Origin of the sequence: Massilia sp. YIM B02443 (assembly GCF_030411955.1) — a bacterium.
In the GTDB taxonomy this organism is placed as follows: domain Bacteria; phylum Pseudomonadota; class Gammaproteobacteria; order Burkholderiales; family Burkholderiaceae_D; genus Telluria.
Genome location: NZ_JASNRA010000014.1, coordinates 28,947 through 54,901 on the forward strand (window position 1 = coordinate 28,947; position 25,955 = coordinate 54,901).

Sequence of the window (25,955 nt, forward strand, 5' to 3'; positions counted from 1 at the left end):
ATCTTCAGATTCGCTTTAGTTGTCGCGTTGACCACGCGCGGGCGATAGCGGACTATCGCACGCACCAGACGATGAGCTGGACAATTATAAAATCAGGAGACCACCATGACGACCCGCCGTGACCGCACGCGCCGCCAGCCTTTCCTATTGCATCCACTCGCCGGCGCCTGCGCGCTGCTGATCGTCGGCCTGTCCAGCGCCCACGCGCAGCAGGCGCATACCGCCACTGAAGAAAAGGACATGGAACAGGGCAACAAGCCCGCCGTGACCAGCATCGTCCAGGATCAGCAGGCACCGGTGGCGACCGTGAACGTGTCCGGCATCCGGCGCGGCATCGAGGCGGCGATCTCGATCAAGCGCAACGCCACCTCGATCGTCGAGGCGGTATCAGCCGAAGACATCGGCAAGCTGCCCGACACCACCGTGGCGCAGTCGATCTCGCGCCTGTCGGGCGTTACCACCCAGCGCAGCAAGGTCAATGGCAAGGCCACCGAAGTGTCGGTGCGCGGCATGTCGCCGACCTTCAACGGCTCGCTCCTGAACGGGCGCGAACAGGCCTCCACCAGCGATGCGCGCAGCCCCGAATTCGACCTGTTCCCGTCCGAACTCACCGGCAGTGTGCTGGTGTATAAAACGCCGGACGCCAGCCTGGTCGGCCAGGGCCTGGCCTCGACCATCGACCTGCGCACCCTGCGCCCGCTCGACTTCGGCAAACGCATGTTGGCCGCCAATGCGCGCAAGGAGCGCATTGGCTACGGTTCGGGATCCGACCTCGGCTCGGGCCACCGCAAGACGCTGACCTATGTCGACCAGTACTTCGGCCGCAAGCTCGGCCTGTCGGTCGGCCTCACTTCATTCAAGCAGGACAACGGCGGCGAACTGAAATTCGACAGCTGGGGCGCGGCCACCTCGCCGATCGAGTACAACGGCCAGACGGTCCAGGCCATCAACGGCTTCATGGCCGAGACCTCGCGCCGCAAGAGCGAACGCGATGGCGCCTCGGTGACGCTGCAGTTCCGCCCCAACGACAAGTTCCGCTCCACCGCCGACCTGTTTTATTCGCGCGGCGAGGAAGCGACCAAGAAGACCGGCATCGAAGGTGCCATCGTCGGCGGCACCGGCATCTACGATCCGAACGCGGTGCTCACCGACGCCACGATCGAGAACGGCTTGGTGACCGCCGGCACCTTCAGCAACTACAAGGGCGACGTGCGCAACCATATGTTCTCGAGCAAGGACCGGCTGCTGTCGGTCGGCGTGAACAACGAACTGAAGGTCGGCGACTGGCGCATCACCAACGACCTGTCGTACTCGAAGGGCACCAAGCGCCTCAGCAACTACGAAACCATCGCCGGCCAGCCGGGCAACACGCCGGAAAGCCAGCTCGGATCGATCACCTATTCGGGCTTCAACGGCAGCAACTTCAACGCCGTGCGCTACGTGCCGAGCCTGAACTATGCGGACCGCAACGTCGCCCTGCTGACCGACGTCGCCGGCTGGGGCGGCGGTCCGCTGTCGCCGCAGGCCGGTTACCTGAGTTTGCCGACCATCGACGACAAGGTGCAGGCGATCCGCCTGGAAGCGGCGCGCGACCTGGAACTCGGCCCGCTGGCCGGCGTGCGCGTCGGCGTCAACTACACGAAGCGCGACAAGTCGCGCCTGGGCGAAGAGGGCCGCCTGTCGATCCGCAACGGCGACGGCTACGCCAGCGCGACGATTCCCGGCAGCGCCATCGAACTGGCCGGCCCGACCGGCATCCCGGTGGCCGCCTTCGACCCGACCGGCACCCTGGGCACGATCTACGACATGAACCGCTGGGTCGACGCCACCGTGCTGGCGCGCGACTGGACCGTGGGCGAGAAAGTCACCACCGCCTACCTGATGGGCGAGCTGGCGGGCGAGGTGCTCTCGGTGCCGTACACGGGTAACATCGGCGTGCAGTTCGTCGACACCCGCCAGCGCGCGGCCGGCAACCAGGTCGACCTGCAGAACTGCTCCGGCAATTCGGCCGCCACCTGCCCGTCGTCGATCAAGACCGGCGGTACCGACTACACCAGCGTGCTGCCGAGCGTGAACCTGACCTTCGACGTCGGCAACGACCAGGTAGTGCGCCTGGGCGCCGGCAAGCAGATCTCGCGCGCCAACCTGGACAACCTGAAGGCCAGCATGAACTTCGGCCTGCAGAGCGCGACCGAGCTCGATCCTTCCTTGACCGGCTTCTCGGGCAACCCGGAACTCAAACCGTATGAAGCGACCGCGCTCGACCTGTCGTACGAAAAATACTTCGGCAAGAAGGGCTACGTCAGCGTGGCCGGCTTCTACAAGAAGCTCGACAACTACGTGATCAACGCGCCGCGCCAGTTCGACTTCGCGCCGTTCGTCAGCGCCAATACGCCGCTGCCGACCACCGGCGCCTACGCCGGTTCGACGGTCGGCGTGCTGACCACGCCGACCAACACCAAAGGCGGCAATATGCGCGGCATCGAGCTGTCGGTGAATTTGCCGTTCTCGATGCTGGCCAATGCGCTGGACGGCTTCGGCATCCAGGCCGCGCACTCCTACACCGATTCCTCGGTCAACCTGCCGGTGAGCGGCTTCGTCAACCCGAGCAATGCGCCGGTATTCAACGGCGCGGTCAGCTCGATCGGCCTGCCGGGCCTTTCAAAAAACGTGACCAGCCTGCGCCTGTACTACGAGAAGAACGGCGTGCAGATCTCGCTGGCGGCATATAAACGCTCCAGCTTCATCGGCCAGATCCTGGACTATCGCAGCGAATCGCAGTTCACCTTCATCAAGGGCGAGACCATCGCCGACGCCCAGGCCTCGTACGAATTCCAGGGCGGCATGCTGAAGGGCTGGTCGGTGTTCCTGCAGGGGCACAACCTGACCAACGAGCCGTTCCGCGAGTACACGAGCGATCCGAACGTGATCACCAACACCGTCACCTTCGGCCGCACCTATTCGGCTGGCCTCAACTACAAGTTTTGAGCACCGATGAAGATTAAGCTTTCACGCGCGCTGCTGTCCCTGCTGCTGGTGTCCGGCGCGCAGTTCGCCCATGCGGCAGCTGCAGCAGCGCTGCCGCAGGACCAGCCGAAACCGTACGTGCAGTTCCAGCACGCCGACTGGACCCGCAACGCCACGCTGTATCAGATCAACACGCGCCAGTTCACGAAAGAGGGTACGTTCAGGGCCGCCACCGCGCAGCTGCCGCGCCTGAAGGAGCTGGGCGTCGGCATCCTGTGGCTGATGCCGATCCACCCGATCGGTGAAGTCAAGCGCAAGGGTTCGCTCGGCAGCCCGTACGCGGTGCGCGACTTCCGCGCCGTCAATCCGGAGCTGGGCACGTTGGAAGATTTCAAAGGCTTTGTCGAGCGCGCCCATGCGCTGGGCATGCGCGTGATCATCGACTGGGTCGGCAACCATACGTCGTGGGACAACCTCTTGATGACCCAGCACCCGGACTGGTACGCGCGCGACGCCGACGGCAAGCCGCATCCGACCCCGTGGTTCAACTGGGACGACATCATCGACCTCGATTACGGCAAGCCCGAGCTGCGGCGCTACATGACGGACGCCATGAAGTACTGGGTGCGCGACGCCGGCATCGACGGCTTCCGGGTCGACGCCGCCGGCCTGGTGCCGCAGGACTTCTGGGACAACGCCAGCCGCGAGCTGCGCGCCATCAAGCCGGTGTTCATGCTGGCCGAATGGGAAAGCCGCGACCTGCACCGCGACGCTTTTGACGCCAGCTACGCCTGGACCTGGTGGGACGCGCTGCACGATATCGCCCGGGGCAAGGCCGACGCCACCCGCATGCACGTGTACTACGCCTGGAACGGCAAGTTCTATCCGCGCCAGGCCTACCGCATGCTGTACACCACCAACCACGACAAGAACGCCTGGGACGGCACCGAGTTCGAGTCGTTCGGGCCGGCAGTGGATGCGGCGATCGTGTTCAGCTTCGTCAGCGAAGGCATGCCCCTGATTTACAACGGCCAGGAGGCGGGCAACCGCAAGCGCCTGGCGTTCTTCGAGCGCGACCCGATCGAATGGCAGGCGTCGCCCTATCTCGACCTGTACAAGAAGCTGGTCGCGCTCAAGAAATCGAACACGGCGCTGTGGAACGGCGAGTTCGGCGCGCCGATGGTGCAGGTGCCGAACAAGCTGCCGAAGCAGGTGATCAGCTTCGTGCGCGACAACGGCAAGGACAAGGTGTTCGTCGCACTCAATCTGTCGGACAAGCCGGCGAAGGCGACGTTCGACAAGGCCGTGCACCATGGCGCCTATCGCGACTTCGCAAACGGAGCGCAGGTGACGGTGGATGGCAACAGCAGTTTTGAAATGGCGCCCTGGAGTTACCGGGTGCTGGTGAAATAAGGAGCAGTCAAGGAATGGGATCGAACATGGCACAGAAATTCATGAGTATTGGCCTCGCGGTGCGCTGCTGCGTGGCGCTGGGCATGGTGGTCAGCAGCGGCAGCGCGCTGGCCGACCCGAACATGGCGACCGTCGAGTCGCCGGGCAAGGTGCTCAGCGTGTCGGTGCTGGTGGCGCCGGACGGGCGCCTGTCGTACAAGATCGACCGCAAGGGCGAGCCGGTGATCGCGCCGTCGCGCCTGGGCTTCGTGCTGGCCAGCGACAAGCCGCTCGACGCGGGCTTCGCGCTCGAGCGCAACGTGGTCACCGACCATGACGATACCTGGGAGCAGCCGTGGGGCGAGCGCCGCCAGGTGCGCAACCACTACCGCCAGATGCGCGTCGACGTCAAGAAGAACGACGGCCGCCGCCTGGCGATCGTGTTCCGCGTGTTCGACGACGGCGTCGGCTTCCGCTACGAATTCCCGAAACAGGCCAATAACCGCGCGCTGCACATCGCCGACGAGCTGACCGAGTTCGTGGTGGCCAAGCCGGCCACCGCCTGGTGGCAGCAGGCCGGCGAAGTCTGGGCGCTGGAATACCCGATCCAGAAGTCGCCGCTGCGCGAAGTCGGCATGGCGAATACCCCGATGACGGTCAAGATGGACAACGGCACCCACATCGCCTTCCACGAAGCGGCGCTGGTGGACTACGCCTCGATGTGGCTGCGCCGGGTCGAAGGCCAGCGCCTGCGCGCGCACCTGACGCCATCCGCCAACGGCGCGCCGGTGGTGCGCAGCGGCGCCTTCACCACGCCATGGCGCACCATGCAGATCGCGGATAATGCGGCCGGCCTGTACATGTCCGACCTGGTGCTGAACCTGAACGAGCCGAACAAGCTGGGCGACGTCTCGTGGGTCAAGCCGTCCAAGTACGTCGGCGTGTGGTGGGACATGCACCTGGAAACCAAGTCGTGGGCCAACGGTCCGAAGCTGGGCGCGACCACCGAATACACCAAGCGCTACATCGACTTCGCGGCGAAGAACGGCTTCCGCGGCGTGCTGGTCGAGGGCTGGAATCCGGGCTGGGACAGCGACTGGGCCGGCAACGGCGCCGACATGGACTTCACGAAGTCGAATCCACACTTCGACCTGCCGGCGCTGGCCGCCTACGGCAAGCAGCGCGGCGTGCACATCATCGGCCACCACGAGACCGGCGGCAATATCGCCCACTACGAGAAGCAGCTCGACGCGGCCCTCAAGCTGTATGCCAGGAACGGCGTGGACAGCATCAAGACCGGCTACGTGACCGACGGCGGCGCGGCCCAGTTCATGGGCAAGAACGGCAAGATCCACTTCGGCTATACCGACTCGCAAGAGGGCGTGCGCCACTACCAGAAAGTGATCGAGGAAGCGGCGCGCTACAAGATCGCAATCAACACCCACGAACCGGTGAAAGATACGGGCCTGCGCCGCACCTACCCGAACTGGATCTCGCGCGAAGGCGCGCGCGGCGTCGAGTACAACGCCTGGGGCGAGCCGCCGAACACCGTGGACCACGAAGCCAATATCGTGTTCACCCGCATGCTGAGCGGCCCGCTCGACTACACGCCGGGCATCCTGAGCCTGGAGGGCAAGAACAAGAAGCCGTTCAACTCGACCCAGGCCAAGCAGCTGGCCAACTTCGTGCTGATCTACTCGCCGGTGGTGATGGCGGCCGACCTGATCGAACATTACGAGCGCTATCCGGGCGCGTTCAAGTTCATCCAGGACGTGCCGACCGACTGGGAAGACACCCGCGTGCTGCACGGCGAAGTGGGCGAGTACGCGACCATCGCGCGCAAGGACCGTCATTCGGACGCCTGGTACGTGGGCTCGGTCACCGACGGCAATGCGCGCGTGCTGGACATGCCGCTGTCGTTCCTGGACCAGGGCAAGACCTATGTGGCCGAGATCTACCGCGACGGCGACGATGCCGACTACCGCACCGAGAAGCGTTTTTCGCTGGCGATCGAGAAGCGTAACGTGACGGCGGCCGACACGCTCAAGCTGAAGCTGGCGCCGGGGGGCGGGCAGGCGATCCGCCTGGTGCCGGTGAAGTAAGCATTTCCGACAGAGTCATAGCGTAGCTCCGTCACCCTCAACACCGTCATTCCCGCGCAGGCGGGAATCCAAGTTTTACGCACTCCACTAGCGTTGATCGCAGTGGCCGTTCGTCGAACTTAGATTCCCGCCTGCGCGGGAATGACGGTTTTGGGGCTGGTGGCTCCGGGCTGCGCCGCACCTGTTGCGGCAAAATGGACTATCCTGTCGGACTGTCCATTTTGACCCGGCATGATTCGCACGCCTCACCATGTCCACACAAAGTACCGTTTCCACCCCCGCCGCATCCGGCACCGTGATGCAAATCCTGTTCTCGGTCGCCTTCGTCCACCTGCTCAACGACTGCGTCCAGGCTGTCCTGCCGTCGATCTACCCGCTGCTGAAGCACGAATTCGCCCTCAGCTTCACCCAGGTCGGCCTGATCACCCTGACCTTCCAGTGCACCGCCTCGCTGCTGCAGCCCTGGATCGGCCTGTACACCGACAAGCGCCCGATCCCGTTCCTGCTGCCGGTCGGGATGTGCGTCACCCTGGCGGGCGTCGGCCTGCTGGCGTACGCCAACAGCTTCGCGACGCTCCTGATCGCGGCCGGCATGATCGGCGTCGGTTCCTCGACCTTCCACCCGGAAGCCTCGCGCGTGGCGCGCCTGGCCTCGGGCGGGCGCTTCGGCTTCGCCCAGTCGCTTTTCCAGGTCGGCGGCAACCTCGGTTCGGCCCTCGGTCCGCTGCTGGCCGCGGCGATCGTGGTCGGCCGCGGCCAGGGCAGGATCGCCTGGTTCATGCTGCTGGTGCTGGTGGCCGTCGCGGTGCTGATCGGCGTGAGCCGCTGGTACGGCAACCACCTGCAGAACATGGTCAAGAAGGCCGCGGCGCACGCCGGCCCGGCGCTGCCGCGCCACAAGGTATGGCAGGCGCTGGGCGTGCTGGCGCTGCTGGTGTTCTCCAAGTACATCTACATGGCCAGCCTGCAGAGCTATTACACCTTCTACCTGATCGACAAGTTCCACCTGCCGGTCGGCACCGCCCAGCTGTACCTGTTCCTGTTCCTGGCCTCGGTCGCGGCAGGGACCTTTGCCGGCGGCCCGATCGGCGACAAGATCGGCCGCAAGCGCGTGATCTGGTTCTCGATCCTGGGAGCGGCGCCGTTCACCATCGCGCTGCCGTTCGCCAACCTGTTCTGGACCGGCGTGTTGTCGGTGCTGATCGGGCTGGTGATGTCGTCGGCCTTCTCGGCCATCGTGGTCTTCGCGCAGGAGCTGGTGCCGGGCAAGGTCGGCATGATCTCGGGGATCTTCTTCGGCCTGATGTTCGGCATCAGCGGCATCGGCGCGGCGGCCATGGGCCACATCGCCGACATCCACGGCATCGACCAGGTGTACCGCATCGCCTCGTTCCTGCCGCTGCTGGGCATCATGGCGGCGCTGCTGCCGAAGATGGATCAGGCGCGCTAGCCGGGAATCACGATGGTCGAATAGGCGCAGCGCACGGACCAGCCCAGCGTACTGTAGAGGGCGCGGCCGTCGTCGCTGGCGACCAGCACCCTGGTCGCTTGCGGCGAACGCTGCTCGGCGCCCAGGGCCGCCATCAGTGCGCGGCCCAGTCCGCGCCGCCGGTGGCCCGGATCGACGGCGATACGGTCGAACACGAATGCGCCGCCATGCTCGGCAGCGTATCCGCTGGCAGCGATCCGGCCATCGTCCGCATGGATGGACACGGCGATGGCGCCGCCCTGGCGCGCGAGCGCCAGGCGGTATGCCGGGTCCAGCGCCAGCGGCGGCTGCCGGAAAACGTCCTGGGTCATGAGGTAGGCGCGCGGCTGCAGCTCCCATCCCGCCGGCGCCAGCGACAGCAGCCGTTCACCCGGACCGCACATCTTGATGAAGTGGCGCGGCGTGCGGATCGCTGCCGCCAGCTCGCCGATGCGCGGGTCCGGCCCGGCGAATACATGCCGGCTCGCTTCGTCCGGCCGCCCGGTATCGACCCGCATGCCGCCATGGGCCGGCACCGGCAACGGCAGGCCGCGTGCCACCGAGCGCGCGGCGAGCCAGCCCCACAGAAGTTCGGGGGAGGCTTGGGCTGATTCGAATTGTCCGGTCACGGCAAGTCTCCATCGATGGTCGGTCGTTGCGCCAATCTTCGACTGTACACGGCATCGGCGCGCGCCGGCCGATCGACCGCGCATTTCATCCACCGCGGGTCGAGCACCGCTGTCCGGGTGCCGTTATCATGCTGGCATCCCGACCATATGAGGCGCCCGATGAACCCGAACCAGCCCACCGACTTTGCCCAGCAGCTCTGCACCATCGAGCGCATCGCCGCCTTCGACGACGCCGGCCAGGGCGGCAACCCGGCCGGGGTCTGGATCGGCGCCAGCCTGCCGTCCGCCGCCGAGATGGGGCGCCTGGCGCATGCGGTCGGCTTTTCCGAGACCGCCTTCGCTGCGCCTGAAGGAGAAAGTTGGCGCGTTCGCTACTTCTCGCCCGAATCCGAAGTCCCATTCTGCGGCCACGCCACCATCGCCCTCGGCGCCGCGCTGGCGCGCAAGCATGGCGACGGGCGCTATGCCCTGCAGCTGAACGCGGCGGCGATCACGGTAGAAGGCCGGGTCGATGGCGCGCGTGTACTGGCGGCGCTGCAGTCGCCGCCGACCCGCAGCACGGCCGCATCCGCCGACCTGGTCGAGGCCGCGCTGGCGCTGTTCGGCTATGCAGCGGCCGATCTCGACCCGCGCATCCCGCCGGCGCTGGCCCATGGCGGCGCCGACCACCTGGTGCTGGCGCTGTCGAGCCGCGCGGCGCTGGCGGCGATGCGCTACGAGCTGGAAGCGGGGCGCGCGCTGATGGCGCGCTACGGCCTGGTGACGATCGTGCTGGCCTGGGCCGAGCACGCACAGCTGTTTCATACGCGTAACCCGTTCGCCTCCGGCGGCGTCTATGAGGACCCGGCCACCGGCGCCGGCACCGCGGCGCTGGCCGGCTACCTGCGCGACATCGGCTGGCCGCACGGCGGACGGATCGAAGTGGTGCAGGGCGAGGACATGGGCATGCGCTCCCGTTTGACGGCCGAGATCGGCAGCGAAGCCGGCGCGTCCATCCGCGTGTCGGGTTCGGCGCGCATGATGTGACAGGCGCGTGTTGCAGCCAGGTTAACGCGGGACGCCGCGCCCGCATAACCAGGCTGTCGGATCCGATTGGAACACTTGGTATTTGCTACTCGGCAGCCGTATTGATGAGCATTAAATAGAAGGCAAAAAGCACGCTTACTCAGCAGTTCGATTCGCCATGGCCGGATTGATAATTTGTCCCAGACAAACCCATTATCAAATCTTTATTCAGGAGTACCGCCATGGAGCTGTTTCCAGCAGCCGTGTTCAACCCACCCAAAGCGTCCCGCTCGCGTACTGCGCGCGAAGCCGCTGCGGGACGTAGCGTCGAACGCCTGCCGTTCACCGTCCGCCGGGTCGAGACCGAAGCGGATCTGCTGAAGGCCGTGCGCGTGCGCCACGCCGCCTATGCTCGCCACGTGCCCGAGTTCGCCCGCAGCCTGGCGCAGCCGGAGGCCGCCGACTACGACGCCGACACCATCGTGCTGCTCGCCGAATCCAAGCTCGACGGCACGCCGATCGGCAGCACCCGCATCCGCACCAACCTCTACCGTCCGCTGGGCGTGGAAGAATCGGTGACCCTGCCCGACTGGCTGCAGGGCAAGCGCCTGGTCGAAGCCACGCGCCTGGGCATCGACGAAGGCCGGGTCGGCCGCATGGTCAAGATCGCGCTGGTCAAGGCCTGCTTTATGTATTGCGAAGACAACGCGATCGACTACTCGGTGGCCACCGGCCGCTCGCCGGTCGACCGCCAGTACCAGCAGCTGATGTTCGTCGACGTGTTCCCGGAACAGGGCATGGTGCCGCTGCGCCACGTCGGCAACCTGCCGCACCGCGTGATGGCGTTCGAGATCGCTACCTTCCAGCAGCGCTGGCTGGAGGCGCGTCACCCGATGCTGAATTTCTTCTTCAACACTCACCATCCGGACATCGACATCGGTCCGGCCGCGCCGCCGCCGAGCCTGATCGTGCCGCGCAGGACCGAGCTGCAAGCCGCTCAAAACCGTTGTGAAATGGCCGTAGCCTGAGCATTTATTGCATGACGGCATCAGGCTAAAGCTGTATCCTTGTGCTTTACTGGCCGTCGCACTGCCTCCAGCATGTGCGCGGCAGCCGCAAGTTTGCCTCGAAGCCGTCTATGTCCAACCTCAAACCCCAGCTGCGCTCCAAGGTGCCGGCCGCCGTGCACTCGGCCGTCGAGCTGGTGTTAAACATCTTTTCGTTCTACCTGATTCCGCTCGGGATCGGCATCGTGTCGCTGGTCGCGCTGCTGTTCTGGCACGACGAATACCGTACAAGCGGCGACGTGCCGCTGGCGATGCACGTCACCGTCGACGAGTCCGCGGTCCTGAACCCGGCCGCCGCGCTGGCCCAGGTGCGCGCGCGTCCGCTCACCAACGGCCACGACACCCACCTGTCGGAAGCGCCGGTGTGGTTCCTGTTCGAGCCGATGCCGCGTCCCGGCGCCCAGGTGGTCGAATTCCCGTCGCGCCACGCGCTCGACATCGCCTGCTGGGATGGTGCCACGCTGGCGCCGCTCGGTAGCGCCACCCGCAGCGTGGAACGCGGCGTGCTGCGCGCCGAAAAAGCCGGCTTCTCGCTGCACGCGGCGCCGCTGCCGCGCCAGCTGCTGTGCCGCGCCGGTTTCGCCGGGCCGGCGCGCCTGGGCGTGCTGCAATGGCCGGCCGACCAGTTCGCGCTGTCGGTCGAGCAATATCACCGCAAGTCGGGCCTGCTCGACGGCGGCATGATCGTGCTCGCCCTGTTCATCATCATCACCGCCCTGATCAACCGCCAGCCGGTGTACGTGCTGTTCGCCGGCTGGCTGATCCTCAACCTGCGCGTGGGCGCGCTGTCGGCCGGCTGGGACATCCAGTGGCTGGGCCAGACCGTGCCGTCCGACTGGCTGCTGCGCAGCCGCGCGGTGACGATCACCCTGTACGGCATCGCCACCCTGACGCTGTACCAGGCGCTGCTCAAGGAACACCTGGCCGAGATGCGCTACGCGCTGCCGATGCGCGTCATGCAGTGGCTGTGCATGCCGATGCTGGTGGCGGCCATGCTGCTGCCGTATGGCATGTACCTGCCGCTGCTGTGGGGCATCCTGGTGTGCTGCTTCTCCCTGATGACGATCGGCCTGTTCAAGATCATCGTCGAATCGCGCACCCGGGTTGCCTCGTGGTTCGCGGCCTCGTTCGCGGTCACCTTCCTGGCTTCGCTGGCCGAAGTCCTGTCGGCCGCGCTCGGCATGCGCGAGCTGCTGGGCGTGATCAACAGCGTCACCGCCGCGCTGGCGTCGAGCCTGCTGGCGGCGCTCGCCGTGGCCGAGCAGATGCGCATGGAAACCGAGAAGCGCCAGGCCGCCCAGGAAGAGCTCGAGCACGCCTACCAGGCGATGCCGGTCGGCCTGTTCACGCTGGATATGTATGGCCACTTCCTGAGCGTCAATCCGGCGCTGCAGAAGATGCTGGGCATGAGTAATTTCATGCCGGGCCGCACCGCCTGGCGCCAGTTCTTCACCGAAGCGAGCTGGACCAACCTGCACGAGCAGGTGCACGGCAAGGCCGAGGCCGAGATGGAACTGGCCAGCCGCGACGGCAGCCAGCGCTTTTTGGTGAGCGCCACGCTGGCGCGCGCCCGCATCGAAGGCGTGCTGCAGGACACCACCGAAAAACATAAGGCCACCGAGCAACTGCGCTTCATGGCCAACAACGATCCGCTGACCAAGGTCTTCAACCGGCGCGGCATCGAGCGCGAATTCAGCGTCGCCGTCGCCAGCCTGGCGCAGGGGCGGCCGATGGCGCTGGCCTATGTCGACCTCGATCGTTTCAAGCTGATCAACGACCTGTTCGGCCACGGCGCCGGCGACGAAGTGCTGAAACAGGTGTGCGAACGGATGGGCGCGATGCTGGCCGGCGGCCAGCAGATCGGCCGCGTCGGCGGCGACGAATTCGTGATCGTGATGCCGGAAACGGCGATCCCGCTGGCCTCGATCATCTGCCGCGGCATCGTCGACCGCCTCGGCAACACGCCATACCGGGTGGGCGACAAGGCGTTCCACGTGCGCGGCTCGGTCGGCGTGATCGAGGTGGTGCCGGGCATGCCGATGAAAGATGCGATCTCGACCGCCGACCGCGCCTGCCGCGAAGCCAAGACCGGCTTAGGGGATGGCCTGGTGGTGTACGAGCGCGGCGCCGACGCCTTCCGCCAGCGCGCCGCCGAGCTGGACCTGGTCGAGCGCCTGTCCGGCCCGCATGCCACCGACAACCTGCTGCTCGAGATGCAGCCGATCATGTCGCTGCGCGCGCCGCACGAGTCGCTCAATTTCGAGGTGCTGCTGCGCATGCGCGAGGCCGATGGCCGCGTGATCCCGGCCGGCGCCGTGATCGCCGCCGCCGAGAAGAGCGGCCGCGCCAGCATGATCGACCGCTGGGTGCTCAATACCACGCTGGCCTGGATCGCCGAGCATGCCGAGCAGCTCGCCAACACGCGCTTCGTGTGCATGAACCTGTCCGGCGCCTCGCTCAACGACGAGCGCTTCGTGCAGGATACTTTCGACATCCTGGGCCGCTACGTGCACGTGGCCAGCCGCCTGTGCCTGGAAATCACCGAGAGCGTGGCGCTGCACGACCTGGACAACACGCGCCGCTTCATCGACCAGGTGCGCAGCTTCGGCGTCAAGGTCGCGCTGGACGACTTCGGCGCCGGCTATACCTCGTTCTCGTACCTGAAGGAATTGCCGGCCGACGTGCTCAAGATCGACGGCAACTTCATCGTCAACATCAATGCGCATCCGGCCAACGTGGCGATCGTGGAAGCGATCGTCAGCCTGGCCGGCAACCTGGGCATGAAGACGATCGCCGAATGGGCGGAGGACGCGGCCACCGTGCAGACGCTGCACGAGATCGGCGTCGACTACGTGCAGGGCTATGTGGTGGCGCGCTCGCAGCCGCCGCAACGCCTGCTTGAGGCGCGCTCGGCGGCCGGCTTCATCACCGATCCGGCCTTGCTGGAATTACTGCAGGAACTGGACAATCCGCCGCCGCCGCACCTGGCGAGCGTGACGCAGCTGCACTGAACAGGCGCGCCGCAGCGGCCTCGGATCAGTCCAGTCCGGCGAGCGCCGTGCGCTGGCCGCCGTCGTCGAGCAGGAACTGGGCGCGCGCGGCCTTGAGCGTGGCGACGTCGCCTTCCATCGGCTTGGCCACCGCATGCGCGCCGCGCAACGGGGGCGCGCGGCGCTGCAGTTCGCGCGCCGGCGGCAGGTTGGCTTCGTGGCTCACCAGCGGATACGGTGCTACCTGCGTCACGCCGTCGTTGGCCGGCATGCTGGCCATGCGCACGGTGGCGCTGCCGGCCTCGCATTGCTGGTCGGTCAGGGTCACGCGGCCCGCGCCGTCGATGCACTTGACGATCACGGAATCGGCAAGCACCGCCGGGGCGGAGCAGCTTGCCGCGGCAACCAGGAAAATCTTGCAGAGATGACGCTTCATGGTCGACTCCTCGTCGGGGTCTTGTGGGGATGAACCATTGTCTTCTTTGCATCACTTCGCTTCTGTTCGCTGGTTCACAAGTGGCTGTAGTCCAAGATGCCGTCGCCGTTACGGACCAGACTGGCTTAGTCGCGGTCTGCCGGGCGACCGACGGGCGCGCCGTGGCATAGAATCGTCGCGTTGATCGTGACGAGGAGAAACTTGTGAAGACAGCCGTGTTCAGTGCGCGCCGCTACGACAAGTCGATGCTGGCGCAAGCCAACGAGGGTGCCGGCCATGAATTGCGTTTCCTGGAAGATCGCCTGAGCCCGGCAACCGCGGTCCTGGCCGCGGGTTGCGCGGCGGTGTGCGTATTCGTCAACGACAGCGTCGACGCCGAGGTGCTGGCGCTGCTGGCGGCGCAGGGTACGCGGCTGGTGGCGACCCGCTCCACCGGCTACAACCACATCGACGTCGGCGCCGCCGGGCGGCTCGGCATCGCGGTGGTGCGCGTCACCGACTATTCGCCCCATTCGGTGGCCGAATTCGCGGTCGGCCTGCTGCTGGCGGTGAACCGCAAGATCGCGCGCGCCAGCGTGCGCACGCGCGAAGGCAACTTCGAACTCGACGGCCTGATGGGCGTCGACCTGCACGGCAAGACCGTCGGCGTGATCGGCACCGGCAAGATCGGCCTGATCTTCGCGCGCATCATGGCCGGCTTCGGCTGCAGGCTGGTCGGTCACGACCGCTTTCCGACGCCGGCCTTCGAGGCGCTCGGCGGCGCATATATGGATGTGGAGCAACTGCTGGCCTGCAGCGACGTGGTGTCGCTGCATTGCCCGCTGTTCGAGGAAACCCACCACATCGTCGGCGCGGAAGCGCTGGCGCGGGTCAAGCGCGGCTGCATCCTGGTCAACACCAGCCGCGGCGGCCTGGTCGATACCGAGGCGGCTATTCAGGCGCTCAAGAGCGGGCAGCTGGGCGGGCTGGCGATCGACGTCTACGAGCAGGAAGCCAGCCTGTTCTTCCAGGACCTGTCGTCGACCGTAATCCTGGACGACGTGATCCAGCGCCTGGTGTCGTTCCCGAACGTGATCGTGACCGGCCACCAGGCCTTCTTCACGGTGGAGGCGATTGGCCAGATCATGCGCACCACGATCGAGAGCATCAGTGCTTTCGAGCGCGGAGAAGAACTGGTCAACCGCGTGCCGCGCGCGTGAAAGCCGCGGCATCTGGCTGACGCCTGGCGGCGTAGAATGGCGCCTGTCCTCACTACCGCTCGAATACCATGCTCGTCAGTCCCATCCTGGAACGCATCCCCGGTATCGACCACGGTTTCGGCAACCGCGACGACGACATGACGGCGTCGTTTCCCGACACCTGGCCGACGCGCGCCGTGCAGCACGAGCGCCACGGCACCCGCATCGCCATCATCGACCATCCGGGCCAGGATTGCGGCGAGGCGGACGGCATGTTCACCGAACAGTCCGGCGTGCTGCTTACGATCGCGACCGCCGACTGCGCGCCGCTGCTGCTGGCGCGCCAGGACGGGGCGGCGGTGGCGGCGCTGCACGCCGGCTGGCGCGGGGCGCACGACGGCATCGTCGACGCGTTCGCGGCGTTCCTGGCCGGGCTCGGCGAGGCGCCCGCTGACTGGCATGCCGCGATCGGTCCCACCGCCGGCGCCTGCTGCTACGAAGTGTCGCAGAAGGTGATCGACGCCTTCCGCGCCCGCTACGACATCGCGCCCGCGCTGCTGGCGCCACGCCCGGGCCGACTGAATCTGGCCGGGGTGGTGCGCTGGCAGCTGGAGCGCGCCGGTTTCGGCCAGGTCTGGTCGAGCGACACCTGCACGATGTGCGCCACTGGCGACGCCGACGCCGGCGGCTTTGCCTACCACAGCTATCGGCGCGACCGCGAGACGCGCGCGCCGGGCGTGGACGTGCAGTGGTCGGTCATCGCGCGCTGAGTCCTGGAATCCGGGGCGCTGTGGTTTGACGGCCGCTGCGGGCTTGGATAGTATTTCCGATTCACGACCACTGCCCAGGGCGATCCGCCGGGCGCATTTCACGAGGACTTTCACACCCATGACCACGCCCCAGCTTCCCACTTACGAAGACGTCGTCCAGGCGGCAGAGCGCATCGCCGGCGCCGCGCACCGCACCCCGGTGCTGACCTCGCGCACGGTCAACGCCGAATTCGGCGCCGAGGTGTTCTTCAAGTGCGAGAACATGCAGCGCATGGGCGCTTTCAAATTCCGCGGCGGCTACAACGCGCTGGCGAAGTTCAGCCCCGAGCAGCGCCGCGCCGGCGTGGTCGCGTTCTCGTCCGGGAACCACGCGCAGGCGGTGGCGCTGTCGGCGTGCCTGCTGGACATGCCGGCCACGATCATCATGCCGCAGGACGCCCCAGCGGCCAAGGTCGCGGCCACGCGCGGCTACGGCGCCACCGTGGTCACCTACGACCGCTATACCGAGGACCGCGAGCAGATCGGGCGCGAGCTGGCCGAGAAGCACGGGCTGACCCTGATCCCGCCGTACGACCATGCCGACGTCATCGCCGGGCAGGGCACCGCGGCCAAGGAGCTGTTCGAGGAAGTTGGCGCGCTCGATGCGTTCTTCGTGTGCTTGGGCGGCGGCGGGCTGCTGTCCGGTTCCGCGCTGGCTACGCGTGCCTTGTCTCCCGATTGCGCGCTGTATGGCGTCGAGCCGGAGGCGGGCAACGACGGGCAGCAGTCGTTCCGCAAAGGCGAGATCGTGCACATCGACACCCCGCGCACCATCGCCGACGGGGCGCAGACCCAGCACCTGGGACAGCTGACGTTCCCGATCATCCGGCGCGACGTGAACGACATCCTGACGGTGACCGACGCGGAGCTGGTGGAATGCATGCGGTTCTTTGCCGAGCGCATGAAGATCGTGGTGGAGCCGACAGGATGCCTGGGGTTCGCGGCGGCGCGCAAGATGAAGGACGGCTTGAAGGGGAAGAAGATCGGCGTGTTGATCAGCGGTGGGAATATCGACCTCGGAAGGTTTGCGAGCCTGATCGCGGGTTGATCTGTGGACGATCGCTTAGTACTACCAGCCCGAAAACCGTCGTTCCCGCGAAGGCGGGAACCTAAGTTTATTTGCGTACCACTAACATCCGCTTAAGTGGCTGCATATCGAACTTAGGTTCCCGCCTGCGCGGGAAGTCATTCCTGCCAGTGGCAGGAATGACGGTTTCAAGGCTGGCGGCGTTATCCCGCTAGCGGCAACGCTACCTGCAGCATGAACCCGCCCCCGGCGCGGTTGCTCACATCCAGCCCCGCATTGTGGCGCGTGAGCACCCGCTCCACGATCGCCAGGCCCAGACCCGCCCCATTCGCCTGCCCGCGCGCGCTATCCAGCCGCGTGAAGGGCTTCATCAGCTGCGCGATCTGGTCCGGCGGCACGCCGACGCCATGGTCGCCGATCTCGATCACGGCGCGCCGCCCATGTCCGGTGGCCTTCACGCGCAGCGCGATGTCGATCTCGGTATAGTCCTTGCCCGGCGTGGTGCCGTAGCGGCGCGCGTTCTCGATGATGTTGTTGACCACGCGCCGCAGGTCGGTGGCGTTGCCCAGCACGTGCACGTCGGGCAGCAGGTCGGTCTTCACGCGCAGGCCCTGGATGCGGCCGGCCTCGCGCGCAACGTCCGACAGCATCTCGGACAGGTTTACCGCCACGAACGTGGCCGCCTCGGTCGGCTTGGCGTAGTCGAGGAACTGGCCGATGATCGCGTCCATCTGGGCGATGTCCGACTGCATGCCTTCGCGCGCCTCGTTCGACAGATTCGCCATCTCCACTTCCAGCCCCATGCGCGCCAGCGGCGTGCGCAGGTCGTGCGAGATGCCGGCCAAAATCACGGCGCGGTCCTTCTCGACCTGGGCCAGGTCTTCCACCATCTGGTTGAAGCTGCGATTGGCTTCGATGATCTCCTGCGATCCCTTCTCGGGCAGCGGCGCCGGGCGCTCGCCCTTGGCGATCGCGCGCGCGGCGGCGGTCAGGCGCGCCAGCGGCAGGTTGACCAGGCTCGAGATCAGGGCCGCGCCCAGCACCGACAGCAGTCCCACCACGGTGGCCCAGCCGAGCCACTGCACCCGCGTCAGGCCGGCCAGGCGCTCGCGTTCGAGCATCAGCCAGTACTTGTCGTCCTCGATGTTGAAGCTGATGTAGAAGCCCGGCACGCCGTTCACGCCGCTCGAAAAGCGCGTATCGGGACCGAGCCGCTCGCGCACCATGGCCGCGATCTCGGGCATCAGGGGATTGTGCGGCGGCGGGTCGACCACGTCGCTGTCCTCCAGCGTGAAGATGCGGATGCCTTCGTTCGACACCAGTTCGAGCAGCAGCTCGCGCCGCAGGTCGGGCGCGGAGTGGGTCAGGGCGGCCTTGGTGATGGTCACCACCGACACCACCAGCTCGGCGGTCTGCTGCACCTGCGGGCCGCGCTGGAACACGTTGATCATGCCGATCCACGCGCCCATCGACACCGTCGTGAGCAGCGACATCAGGAAGAAGGTGCGCCAGAACAGGCCGCTCTTGAACCAGGCGAAGCGCACCGCGCGGCGCGCGGCGGCAAAGGGCGCAAACGAGGAAGACACTAGCGCGGCTGGCCTTCAGGGATGAACACGTAGCCCAGGCCCCAGACGGTCTGGATGTACAGCGGGCTGGATGGATCCGGCTCGATCAGTTTGCGCAGGCGCGAGATCTGGACGTCGAGCGAGCGGTCGAACACTTCGTATTCGCGGCCACGCGCGAGCTCCATCAATTTTTCGCGCGACAGCGGCTGGCGCGCATGGCGCGCGAACACCTTCAGCACCGAGAATTCGCCCGTGGTCAGAGGAACGGTTTCGCCGTTCTTCTTGAGCGTGCGCGTGCCCAGGTCGAGCACGAAGTCGCCGAACTCGAAGGTCTGCGGGGTTTCGGACGGCGCGCCCGGGATCTCGTCCGGGCCCTTGCGGCGCAGCACCGCGCCGATGCGCGCCACCAGCTCGCGCGGGTTGAACGGTTTCGGCAGGTAGTCGTCGGCGCCCATCTCGAGGCCGACGATGCGGTCGACGTCTTCGCCTTTGGCGGTGAGCATGATGATCGGGGTCTGGTCGCCGGCGCCGCGCAGCCGGCGGCAGATCGACAGGCCGTCTTCGCCGGGCAGCATCAGATCGAGCACCAGCAGGTCATAGCGTTCGCGCAGCCACAGCTTGTTCATCGCCGGCGCGCTCTCGGCGGTCACGACCTGGAAACCCTGCTCGGTGAGGTAGCGGCGCAGCAGGTCGCGCAGGCGGACGTCGTCGTCGACGACCATGATCTTGGCCGAATGGCCGCCTTGCGCGCCGGGTGTGCCCGTGTTGTTCGAAGTCGGAGTCATAAAAACTGTCCAGAATTGTCAGATGAATGTCGCTATGGTAACTTCTCTTCGCGTTGGCGTCGGCACGACTGAACCCAGCCATTACAATGTGTTACAAACTTTACCCAATAAGTCTTACTCCGCTCACGGTATGCACCTACACTGGCGTCAAGTGATCACCACAGCTTATCTTTTTATAGGGCATCGCGGAAGAGGAACACCATGAACCAAGCGCTCAACGACAACCCAGCAGTATCCGGCGCGGCAGCACGCGACGGCCGGCTCGCGCGGCTTGTACGCCTTGGTGTGGTGGCGTGCATGCTGGCGGCGGGCGGCTCGCAGGCGCTGGCCCAGCAGCAGGATCGCGGCAGCCGGCGCGACGATGCGGCCCAGATGCGCGAACGCTACCAGATGCAGGCGCAAGCCCAGGACGCGCGTTTCGAACAGCGCGCGCAAGAGATGCGCGACGAGCAGCGCCGCGCCATCGAAGCCCAGCGCGAGTCGATGGGCGGCGAGCGCCGCGGCGGTCGCATGACCCCGGACGAGCGGCGCGACCTGCGGCGCCAGATCCGCGAAAGCGGAGCGGACGTCTACCCTAACGCGCAGCGCCGTTGAAGCGTTGGCAAGCGTTCACTGATCGGAATCGACGGCGCCTGTGGGCGCCGTTTTTCATGGTTGCTGGCTCTGCGAAAGCTTGTAATCGTGTCTAGGTAATTTCATCTAAGAAATCTTGTTGCAATATATTTATTTATATTCCGCAACATGCTATGTTTACGCCCATCTTACTGTTGGCATGTTATTCGCCAATTCTGTTGACTGGAGCGTGAACGTGAACGATCCCGCTGTCGCCTCATCCGCTATCTCCTTCGCGACCACCGATAGTGTCGCGCGTTTCGTTTCGAGCGGACCGGAGCATTGCCTCGACCGCCGCGCCGATGGCGTGTACGCCGATCCCGAAGTGCTGGGTACCACGCTGGTAGCGGCGGTGGATGGCGTGCTGCGCTCGAATCATTATTTCGCCAAGCTCGATTACCCGGTCCTGATCAAGGCGCTGTACGGCCACGGTCCCGAGCTGCCGCGCGACGCGGCGGGGCGCGCCGTGGTGCGCTTCGCAGCCGACATCCTGCCGTTCGCACAGGAGCGGCGCGCCCTGTACCGCGCAGTCAAGATTACCGACGGCCAGGCCGAATACTATTTCGAGCCGGTGTTCGAGACCGACGCCGACGGCGCCGAGCGCGCCGCCACGCTCGACGTCGACGAATTCGTGGCCGACCTGTGGGGCAAGGGCGTGCGCTTCGGCGTCGACCTGGACGCGATCCGCAACGCCATCGTCTCAGGCGCCGCCGGGCGCATCGTCGTCGCGCGCCGGCTCGAGCCGGACAACGGCATGGATGCCCGCGTCGAGGAAGTCACGGGCGACCTGCACCGCAGCGACGCGCCGCGCCAGCTCGCCAACGGCAAGCTCGATTTGATGAGCTTCCAGAACCGCTTTCCGCAGATCGCCAAGGGCAAGCGCCTGCTGCGCAAGGTGCCGCCGACCAGCGGCGTGCCGGGCTTTGACTTGTCCGGCATCCCGGTCGCGCCCGAGCCGCCGCGCGACCTCGATCTGGCCATGTACGCGGCCGACGGCACCGAGGTGGTGCAGCTGGACGACGGCGAATTCCTGGTGGCGCGCCAGGATGGCTTTTTGAACGTGGACCCGAAGTCGCACCGCATCTCGATCGGCGACAAGATCGTCAGCCACGACGGCGTCAGCGCCAAAACCACCGGCAACCTGCATCTGAGCGGCGACTACGAGGAATTCGGCGAGGTGCAGGAGCAGCGCATCATCGAAGGCGACAGCATTACCGTGCATGCCGACGTGTTCGGCCACCTGGTCTCGCGCGGCGGCACGATTCGGCTGGACCGCAACCTGGTGGGCGGCAGCGCGCGCAACGCCAGCGGCGACATCCGCGTGCTGGGCGTGGCCTCCGGCGCCACGATCCAGACCGCGCGGGGCGAGGTGATCATGCAGCGCGCAGAGAACTGCGTGATCTCGGGTACACGGGTCAAGGTCGAACGCGCGATCAACTGCGAGATCATGGGCGACGAGGTCGAGGTGGCGTTTGCCGAAGGCGGCGCCATCGCCGGACGGCGCGTGGCGATCGGGCACGCGGCGCCGCGGCGTCAGGGCGAAATGCTGGTCTACGTGCTGCGCCCGGACTGCGCGCGCATCGATGACGCCCTGGCCCAGGTGGGCGCGCGCATCGAACAGTTCGGCGAGCTGCTGGCACGGCACCGGGCGGCGATCGAGCAGCTGGGCGCCCAGGCCGACCTGCGCAAGTACCTGACGCTGGCGCCGCGCCTGCGCAAGGGCGAGCTGGTGCTCACGCCCGAGCAGGAGCCGCAGTTCCGGCGCCTGACGGCGGCGGTGGCGCCGGCGCTGAAGGAGATGGCGCGGCTGTCGCAGCTGGCCAAGGCGGCCGAGAGCGAGCGGCAGGCCGGCCAGGCGCTGCTGGAACGCTTGCAGATGCAGCGCGGCGAACGCCTGGGCGCGGCCGGCGTGGCGATCGGCGCGCTGGCGGGCGAGGTGCAGGTGAGGGCGCTGGGCTACGAGCCGGACGCCGGCAAGGTCTGGGACCTGCCGCCGCGCGAGATCAAGGCGCGCCTGCGCGAGGCCACCGGGGCCGAGCTGCTGCATGCCGGTTCGGACGGCGCGTGGTCGTGGAACACCGATCCGGCGCACGCAGTGCCGGCGATCGCGGACGTGTTCGTGCACTGAACCCGGCCGGCGGTGCCTGCCCTGTCATTGACCCGCAGGAGCCGGGCGTGGGCGGGTTTTCAGTTGACTGTTGTCAACATTGTGCCTGGGGGCCGGGCATACGATGGGGATTGCTCGACATAAAGGATCCGCCATGCACACCCCGACCAGCGCGCCGCACGAATACCTGAGCTTCATGCTCGATGGCCAGGAATACGGCCTGGATTGCGCCAGGGTAGAGGAGCTCAAGCTGCTCAAGTCGCTCGAGCGCTTCGCCGCCGATGGCGAAATCATCGGCGGCGTGGCGCTGTCGCACGGCGTGATCCTGCCGATCGTCGACATGCGCGCCGCCAGCATCCAGCGCGCGGGACGCGCCAGTCCGGAGTCTGACGTGATCATCCTGCGCCTCAAGAGCGGGCTGATGGGGATGGTGGTGGAGGGCGTGACCGGGATCGTGCACGTCAGGCCCGAGGCGGTGCAGCCGCTGGCGGGCGGACCGGATGCCGATTACCTGGTCGGGGTGGCGCGGGTGGAAGGGCGCAGCGTGGTGCTGATCGATATCGACAGCCTGATGTCGCTGTCGCCGAGGAGGCCGCTCAGGGTGGCTTGAACGGCGCCCGGTGAAGAGTGCCGTCCGTCAATCGCGTTCGATGTGGCTGAAACGCGCGCGGAGCTCAGGCCGCCAACCCTTCCAGCTGCTCCTGCAATTCCAGCCACTCCATCTCCAGCGTTTCCAGATCACGCACCGCGAACGCCTGGTCCGCCACCAGCGTCTTCAGGCGCTCCTTGTTCTCGGCCTCGTAGATCGCCGGATCGAGCAGCACCGCGTCGATCTCCGCCTTTTTCGCATTGAGCTTGGCCATCTGTTCTTCCAGGCGCTTGACGCGGGTCTCGAGCGGTTTGCGCAGGGCGGCCAGGCGCTGGCGTTCTTCGGCGCCGAGGCGCTTCTGTTCCTTGCGGTCGGCCGGTGACACCTGCGCCGTCACCGGTGCGGCGGCGGCTTTCGGCGCGGCGGCAGGCGCAGGCGTCGATGCGGCCTTGCCCGGCGCCGGCAGCACGTCGGTGCCCTTGCCCAGCTTGGTCTTGAACAGCCAGTCCTTGTAGTCGTCCAGGTCGCCGTCGAAGGGCTGCAGCTTGCCGTCGGCGACGATGATGAACTGGTCGGTGGTGGCGCGCAGCAGGTGGCGATCGTGCGAGACCACCACCAGCGTGCCCTCGAACTGGGCCAGCGCCATGGTCAGCGCTTCGCGCGTTTCCAGGTCCAGGTGGTTGGTCGGTTCGTCCAGCAGCAGCAGATTCGGCCGCTGCCACACGATCAGGGCCAGCGCCAGGCGCGCCTTCTCGCCGCCCGAGAACGGCTTGATCGGGCTGGTCACCATGTCGCCCGGGAAGTTGAAGCTGCCCAGGAAGTTGCGCAGTTCCTGCTCGCGCGTGGTGGGCGCGATCTTGACCATGTGCCACAGCGGCGACTCGTCGTGGCGCAGCATCTCGACCTGGTGCTGGGCAAAATAGCCGATCGACAGGCCCTTGCCCAGCGTCGAGGTGCCGGTGAGCGGCGCCAGTTCGCCGGCCACGGTCTTGATCAGCGTGGATTTACCGGCGCCGTTCACGCCCAGGAGGCCAATGCGCTGGCCGATCTGCAGCGAGAAGTCGATGTGATTGACGATGGTCTTGCTGCCGACCGGGTCGCCATGCTCGTCGCGCAGCACGTAGCCGGCGTCGACGCCGTCCAGCACCAGCAGCGGATTGGGCGCGGCCAGCGGCTCGCGGAACTCGAACGAGAATTCGGCGGCGGCGCGCAGCGGCGCCAGTTCTTCCATCCGCGACAGCGCCTTAATCCGGCTCTGCGCCTGGCGCGCCTTGGTGGCCTGCGCCTTGAAGCGGTTGATGAACGACTCCAGGTGGGCGCGCTGGCGCTGCTGCTTTTCGATGGCCGATGCGGCCAGCACCATCTGCGCCGCGCGCTGGCGCTCGAAGCCGGAGTAGTTGCCGCTGTAGCGTTTCAGCTTGCGGTCGTCGATGTGCACGATCACGTTCACGATCTCGTCGAGGAAGTCGCGGTCGTGCGAGATGATGATCAATGTGCCGGCGTAGCGCTTGAGCCAATCCTCGAGCCAGATGATGGCGTCCAGGTCCAGGTGGTTGGTCGGTTCATCGAGCAGCAGCAGGTCGGAAGGACACATCAGCGCCTGCGCCAGGTTCAGGCGCATGCGCCAGCCGCCCGAAAAACTCGCCACCGGCTGCTGCATCTGGGCCAGCGAAAAGCCCAGACCGAGCAGCAGCTGTTCGCCGCGCGACTGCACGGTGTAGGCGTCGGCGTCCGCCAGCGCGCCGTGCAGTTCGCCCAGGCGCATGCCGTCGGGTTCATCCTGCGACTCCAGTTCGTCGAGTTCGGCCTGCAGGCGGCGCAGGTTGACGTCGCCGTCGATCGCGTATTCCAGCGCCGGACGGTCGAGCGCCGGCGTCTCTTGCGCCACGTAGGCCATGCGCCACTTGGCGGGGAAGTCGATCAGGCCCTGGTCCGGGTGCAGCTCGCCCCGCAGCATGCCGAACAGGCTCGATTTGCCGGCGCCGTTGGCGCCGATCAGGCCGATCTTGTCGCCCGGGTTGAGGGTGAGGTCGGCGTTCTCGAGCAGCGGCTTGGTGCCGCGCATCAGGCTGACGTTCTGGAAACGGATCATGGTGGGTCGTCTTAAGTTCGGGTTATTACGTGCTGCTCGGGTGCGATATTTTCACTGCCGCCATATGCACGTCATCCCCGCGCAGGCGGGGATCCAAGTTTGCTCGATGTGCCGCCAGCGTGAATCGAAGTGGCTGTGCAACGAACTTGGATCCCCGCCTGCGCGGGGATGACGCTCTTGGAGCGGACTGATATGACTGGGCTGCTGGTGCGCGGACGCTTACTGCGCCGTCTGCAACTGCTCCGCCGTCAGCAGGAATACTGCATCGTCGCCGATGCTGGTGGTCAGCCAGGTCAGGCCCAGGTGGCCGAAGGCGGCTTCGGCGTATTCGCGCTCGTTGCCGATCTCGACCACCAGGATGCCGTCCGGGGTCAGGCGCTCGGCGGCGCCGGCGATGATCTTGCGCACCAGGTCCATGCCGTCTTCGCCGCCGGCCAGCGCGATCTGCGGCTCGACCAGGTATTCCTGCGGCAGGGTGCGCATCGATTCCGAATTCACGTACGGCGGATTGGTGACGATCAGGTCGTACTTCTTGAACGGCACGTTCTCGTACAGGTCCGACTCGATCGGGTTCACCCGGCCTTCGAGCTTGTATTCGCGGATGTTGGTCTCGGCCACGGCCAGCGCGTCCTTCGAGATGTCCACCGCATCGACCACGGCGTTGGGGAAGGTGTCGGCCATCATGATCGCCAGGCAGCCGCTGCCGGTGCACAGTTCGAGCACGTTCTCGACGCCGTCCGGATCCGTCAGCCATGGGCTGAACTGCTGCGGAATCAGCTCGGCGATGAAGGAGCGCGGCACCAGCACGCGTTCGTCGACGTAGAAGCGGTATTCGCCCAGCCAGGCTTCCCTGGTGATGTAGGCGGCAGGAACGCGCTCGGTGACGCGGCGCTCGATCACGCTCAGCACTTGCAGCACTTCGTCGGGCAGCAGCCTGGCGTCGAGGAAGGGTTCGAGGCGGTCCAGCGGCAGCTTCAGGGTGTGCAGGATCAGGTAGGCGGCTTCGTCGAAGGCTTCGGCGCTGCCGTGGCCGAAGAACAGCTTGGCCCCGTTGAAGCGGGTGACGGCGTAGCGCAGCAGGTCGCGTGGCGTACTGAAAGTGGTGTTGGTCATGGCCTTGTTCTCGTGTTTGGTG

At 66.5% G+C, this 25,955-nt stretch carries 19 protein-coding genes; 13 read left to right on the forward strand and 6 right to left on the reverse strand.

Translation table 11 applies throughout. The features are described 5' to 3' along the window. Window positions 1-105 precede the first annotated feature (105 nt). From QPK27_RS15275 to QPK27_RS15290, 4 genes are all read left to right on the forward strand, one after another. The gene (locus tag QPK27_RS15275) at window positions 106-2,988 is read left to right on the forward strand and encodes a TonB-dependent receptor (protein ID WP_290419115.1); all 2,883 of its coding nucleotides are present in this window, start codon (window positions 106-108) and stop codon (window positions 2,986-2,988) included. A 6-nt stretch (window positions 2,989-2,994) separates the two neighbouring features. After that, window positions 2,995-4,380: an alpha-amylase family glycosyl hydrolase gene (locus QPK27_RS15280; RefSeq protein ID WP_290419116.1), complete on the forward strand. Its 1,386-nt coding sequence runs from the start codon at window positions 2,995-2,997 to the stop codon at window positions 4,378-4,380. Window positions 4,381-4,421: 41 nt separating this feature from the next. Continuing rightward, entirely contained in the window at window positions 4,422-6,461 is a 2,040-nt protein-coding gene (locus QPK27_RS15285; protein WP_290419117.1) for a glycoside hydrolase family 97 protein, read from the forward strand. Between the two features lie 298 nt (window positions 6,462-6,759). Next, on the forward strand, window positions 6,760-7,911 hold the full coding sequence (locus tag QPK27_RS15290; protein ID WP_290419223.1) for an MFS transporter: 1,152 nt from the start codon (window positions 6,760-6,762) through the stop codon (window positions 7,909-7,911). Here the strand turns inward: QPK27_RS15290 and QPK27_RS15295 are convergent. Further along, window positions 7,908-8,558, reverse strand: a complete 651-nt coding sequence (locus tag QPK27_RS15295; RefSeq protein WP_290419118.1) for a GNAT family N-acetyltransferase — start codon at window positions 8,556-8,558, stop codon at window positions 7,908-7,910. The two genes, QPK27_RS15290 and QPK27_RS15295, sit on opposite strands and share 4 nt — an antisense overlap. Before the next feature lie 159 nt (window positions 8,559-8,717). Between QPK27_RS15295 and QPK27_RS15300 the strand changes: the two genes are divergently transcribed. From QPK27_RS15300 to QPK27_RS15310, 3 genes are all read left to right on the forward strand, one after another. Continuing rightward, a complete protein-coding gene (locus tag QPK27_RS15300) occupies window positions 8,718-9,584 on the forward strand; it encodes a PhzF family phenazine biosynthesis protein (protein ID WP_290419119.1) in 867 nt (288 codons plus the stop codon). Between the two features lie 221 nt (window positions 9,585-9,805). Then, complete coding sequence (locus tag QPK27_RS15305) at window positions 9,806-10,591, forward strand: hypothetical protein (protein WP_290419120.1); 786 nt, start codon at window positions 9,806-9,808, stop codon at window positions 10,589-10,591. Between the two features lie 110 nt (window positions 10,592-10,701). Further along, a complete protein-coding gene (locus tag QPK27_RS15310; RefSeq protein ID WP_290419121.1) occupies window positions 10,702-13,641 on the forward strand; it encodes an EAL domain-containing protein in 2,940 nt (979 codons plus the stop codon). A 25-nt stretch (window positions 13,642-13,666) separates the two neighbouring features. Here QPK27_RS15310 and QPK27_RS15315 read toward each other — a convergent pair whose 3' ends face one another. Beyond that, window positions 13,667-14,056, reverse strand: coding sequence for a DUF4124 domain-containing protein (locus QPK27_RS15315; protein ID WP_290419122.1), 390 nt, complete (start codon window positions 14,054-14,056; stop codon window positions 13,667-13,669). A gap of 203 nt (window positions 14,057-14,259) precedes the next feature. Here QPK27_RS15315 and QPK27_RS15320 point away from each other — a divergent pair, with 203 nt between their 5' ends. From QPK27_RS15320 to QPK27_RS15330, 3 genes are all read left to right on the forward strand, one after another. Then, a complete protein-coding gene (locus tag QPK27_RS15320) occupies window positions 14,260-15,255 on the forward strand; it encodes a 2-hydroxyacid dehydrogenase (protein ID WP_290419123.1) in 996 nt (331 codons plus the stop codon). Between the two features lie 68 nt (window positions 15,256-15,323). Beyond that, window positions 15,324-16,004 (forward strand): polyphenol oxidase family protein, encoded by a 681-nt coding sequence (locus QPK27_RS15325; RefSeq protein ID WP_290419124.1) that lies wholly within the window; start codon window positions 15,324-15,326, stop codon window positions 16,002-16,004. Window positions 16,005-16,122: 118 nt separating this feature from the next. Further along, window positions 16,123-17,091 (forward strand): threo-3-hydroxy-L-aspartate ammonia-lyase, encoded by a 969-nt coding sequence (locus tag QPK27_RS15330; protein WP_290419125.1) that lies wholly within the window; start codon window positions 16,123-16,125, stop codon window positions 17,089-17,091. A 182-nt stretch (window positions 17,092-17,273) separates the two neighbouring features. Here QPK27_RS15330 and QPK27_RS15335 read toward each other — a convergent pair whose 3' ends face one another. After that, complete coding sequence (locus QPK27_RS15335; RefSeq protein WP_308633513.1) at window positions 17,274-18,563, reverse strand: ATP-binding protein; 1,290 nt, start codon at window positions 18,561-18,563, stop codon at window positions 17,274-17,276. A 92-nt stretch (window positions 18,564-18,655) separates the two neighbouring features. Continuing rightward, the gene (gene ompR, locus QPK27_RS15340) at window positions 18,656-19,420 is read right to left on the reverse strand and encodes a two-component system response regulator OmpR (protein ID WP_290419127.1); all 765 of its coding nucleotides are present in this window, start codon (window positions 19,418-19,420) and stop codon (window positions 18,656-18,658) included. Window positions 19,421-19,621: 201 nt separating this feature from the next. On the opposite strand from ompR, the gene QPK27_RS15345 reads away from it, so the two are divergent. The 3 genes from QPK27_RS15345 to QPK27_RS15355 all read left to right on the forward strand — a co-directional run bounded on the left by QPK27_RS15345 (window position 19,622) and on the right by QPK27_RS15355 (window position 22,749). Then, on the forward strand, window positions 19,622-20,014 hold the full coding sequence (locus tag QPK27_RS15345) for a hypothetical protein (protein WP_290419128.1): 393 nt from the start codon (window positions 19,622-19,624) through the stop codon (window positions 20,012-20,014). 214 nt (window positions 20,015-20,228) lie between these two features. Next, the gene (locus QPK27_RS15350) at window positions 20,229-22,160 is read left to right on the forward strand and encodes a flagellar assembly protein A (protein ID WP_290419129.1); all 1,932 of its coding nucleotides are present in this window, start codon (window positions 20,229-20,231) and stop codon (window positions 22,158-22,160) included. Window positions 22,161-22,293: 133 nt separating this feature from the next. Then, the gene (locus tag QPK27_RS15355) at window positions 22,294-22,749 is read left to right on the forward strand and encodes a chemotaxis protein CheW (RefSeq protein ID WP_290419130.1); all 456 of its coding nucleotides are present in this window, start codon (window positions 22,294-22,296) and stop codon (window positions 22,747-22,749) included. 64 nt (window positions 22,750-22,813) lie between these two features. On the opposite strand, the gene QPK27_RS15360 is transcribed toward QPK27_RS15355, so the two are convergent. Continuing rightward, complete coding sequence (locus QPK27_RS15360; RefSeq protein WP_290419131.1) at window positions 22,814-24,820, reverse strand: ATP-binding cassette domain-containing protein; 2,007 nt, start codon at window positions 24,818-24,820, stop codon at window positions 22,814-22,816. A gap of 219 nt (window positions 24,821-25,039) precedes the next feature. Beyond that, complete coding sequence (gene prmB / locus QPK27_RS15365; RefSeq protein WP_290419132.1) at window positions 25,040-25,933, reverse strand: 50S ribosomal protein L3 N(5)-glutamine methyltransferase; 894 nt, start codon at window positions 25,931-25,933, stop codon at window positions 25,040-25,042. Window positions 25,934-25,955 lie beyond the last annotated feature (22 nt).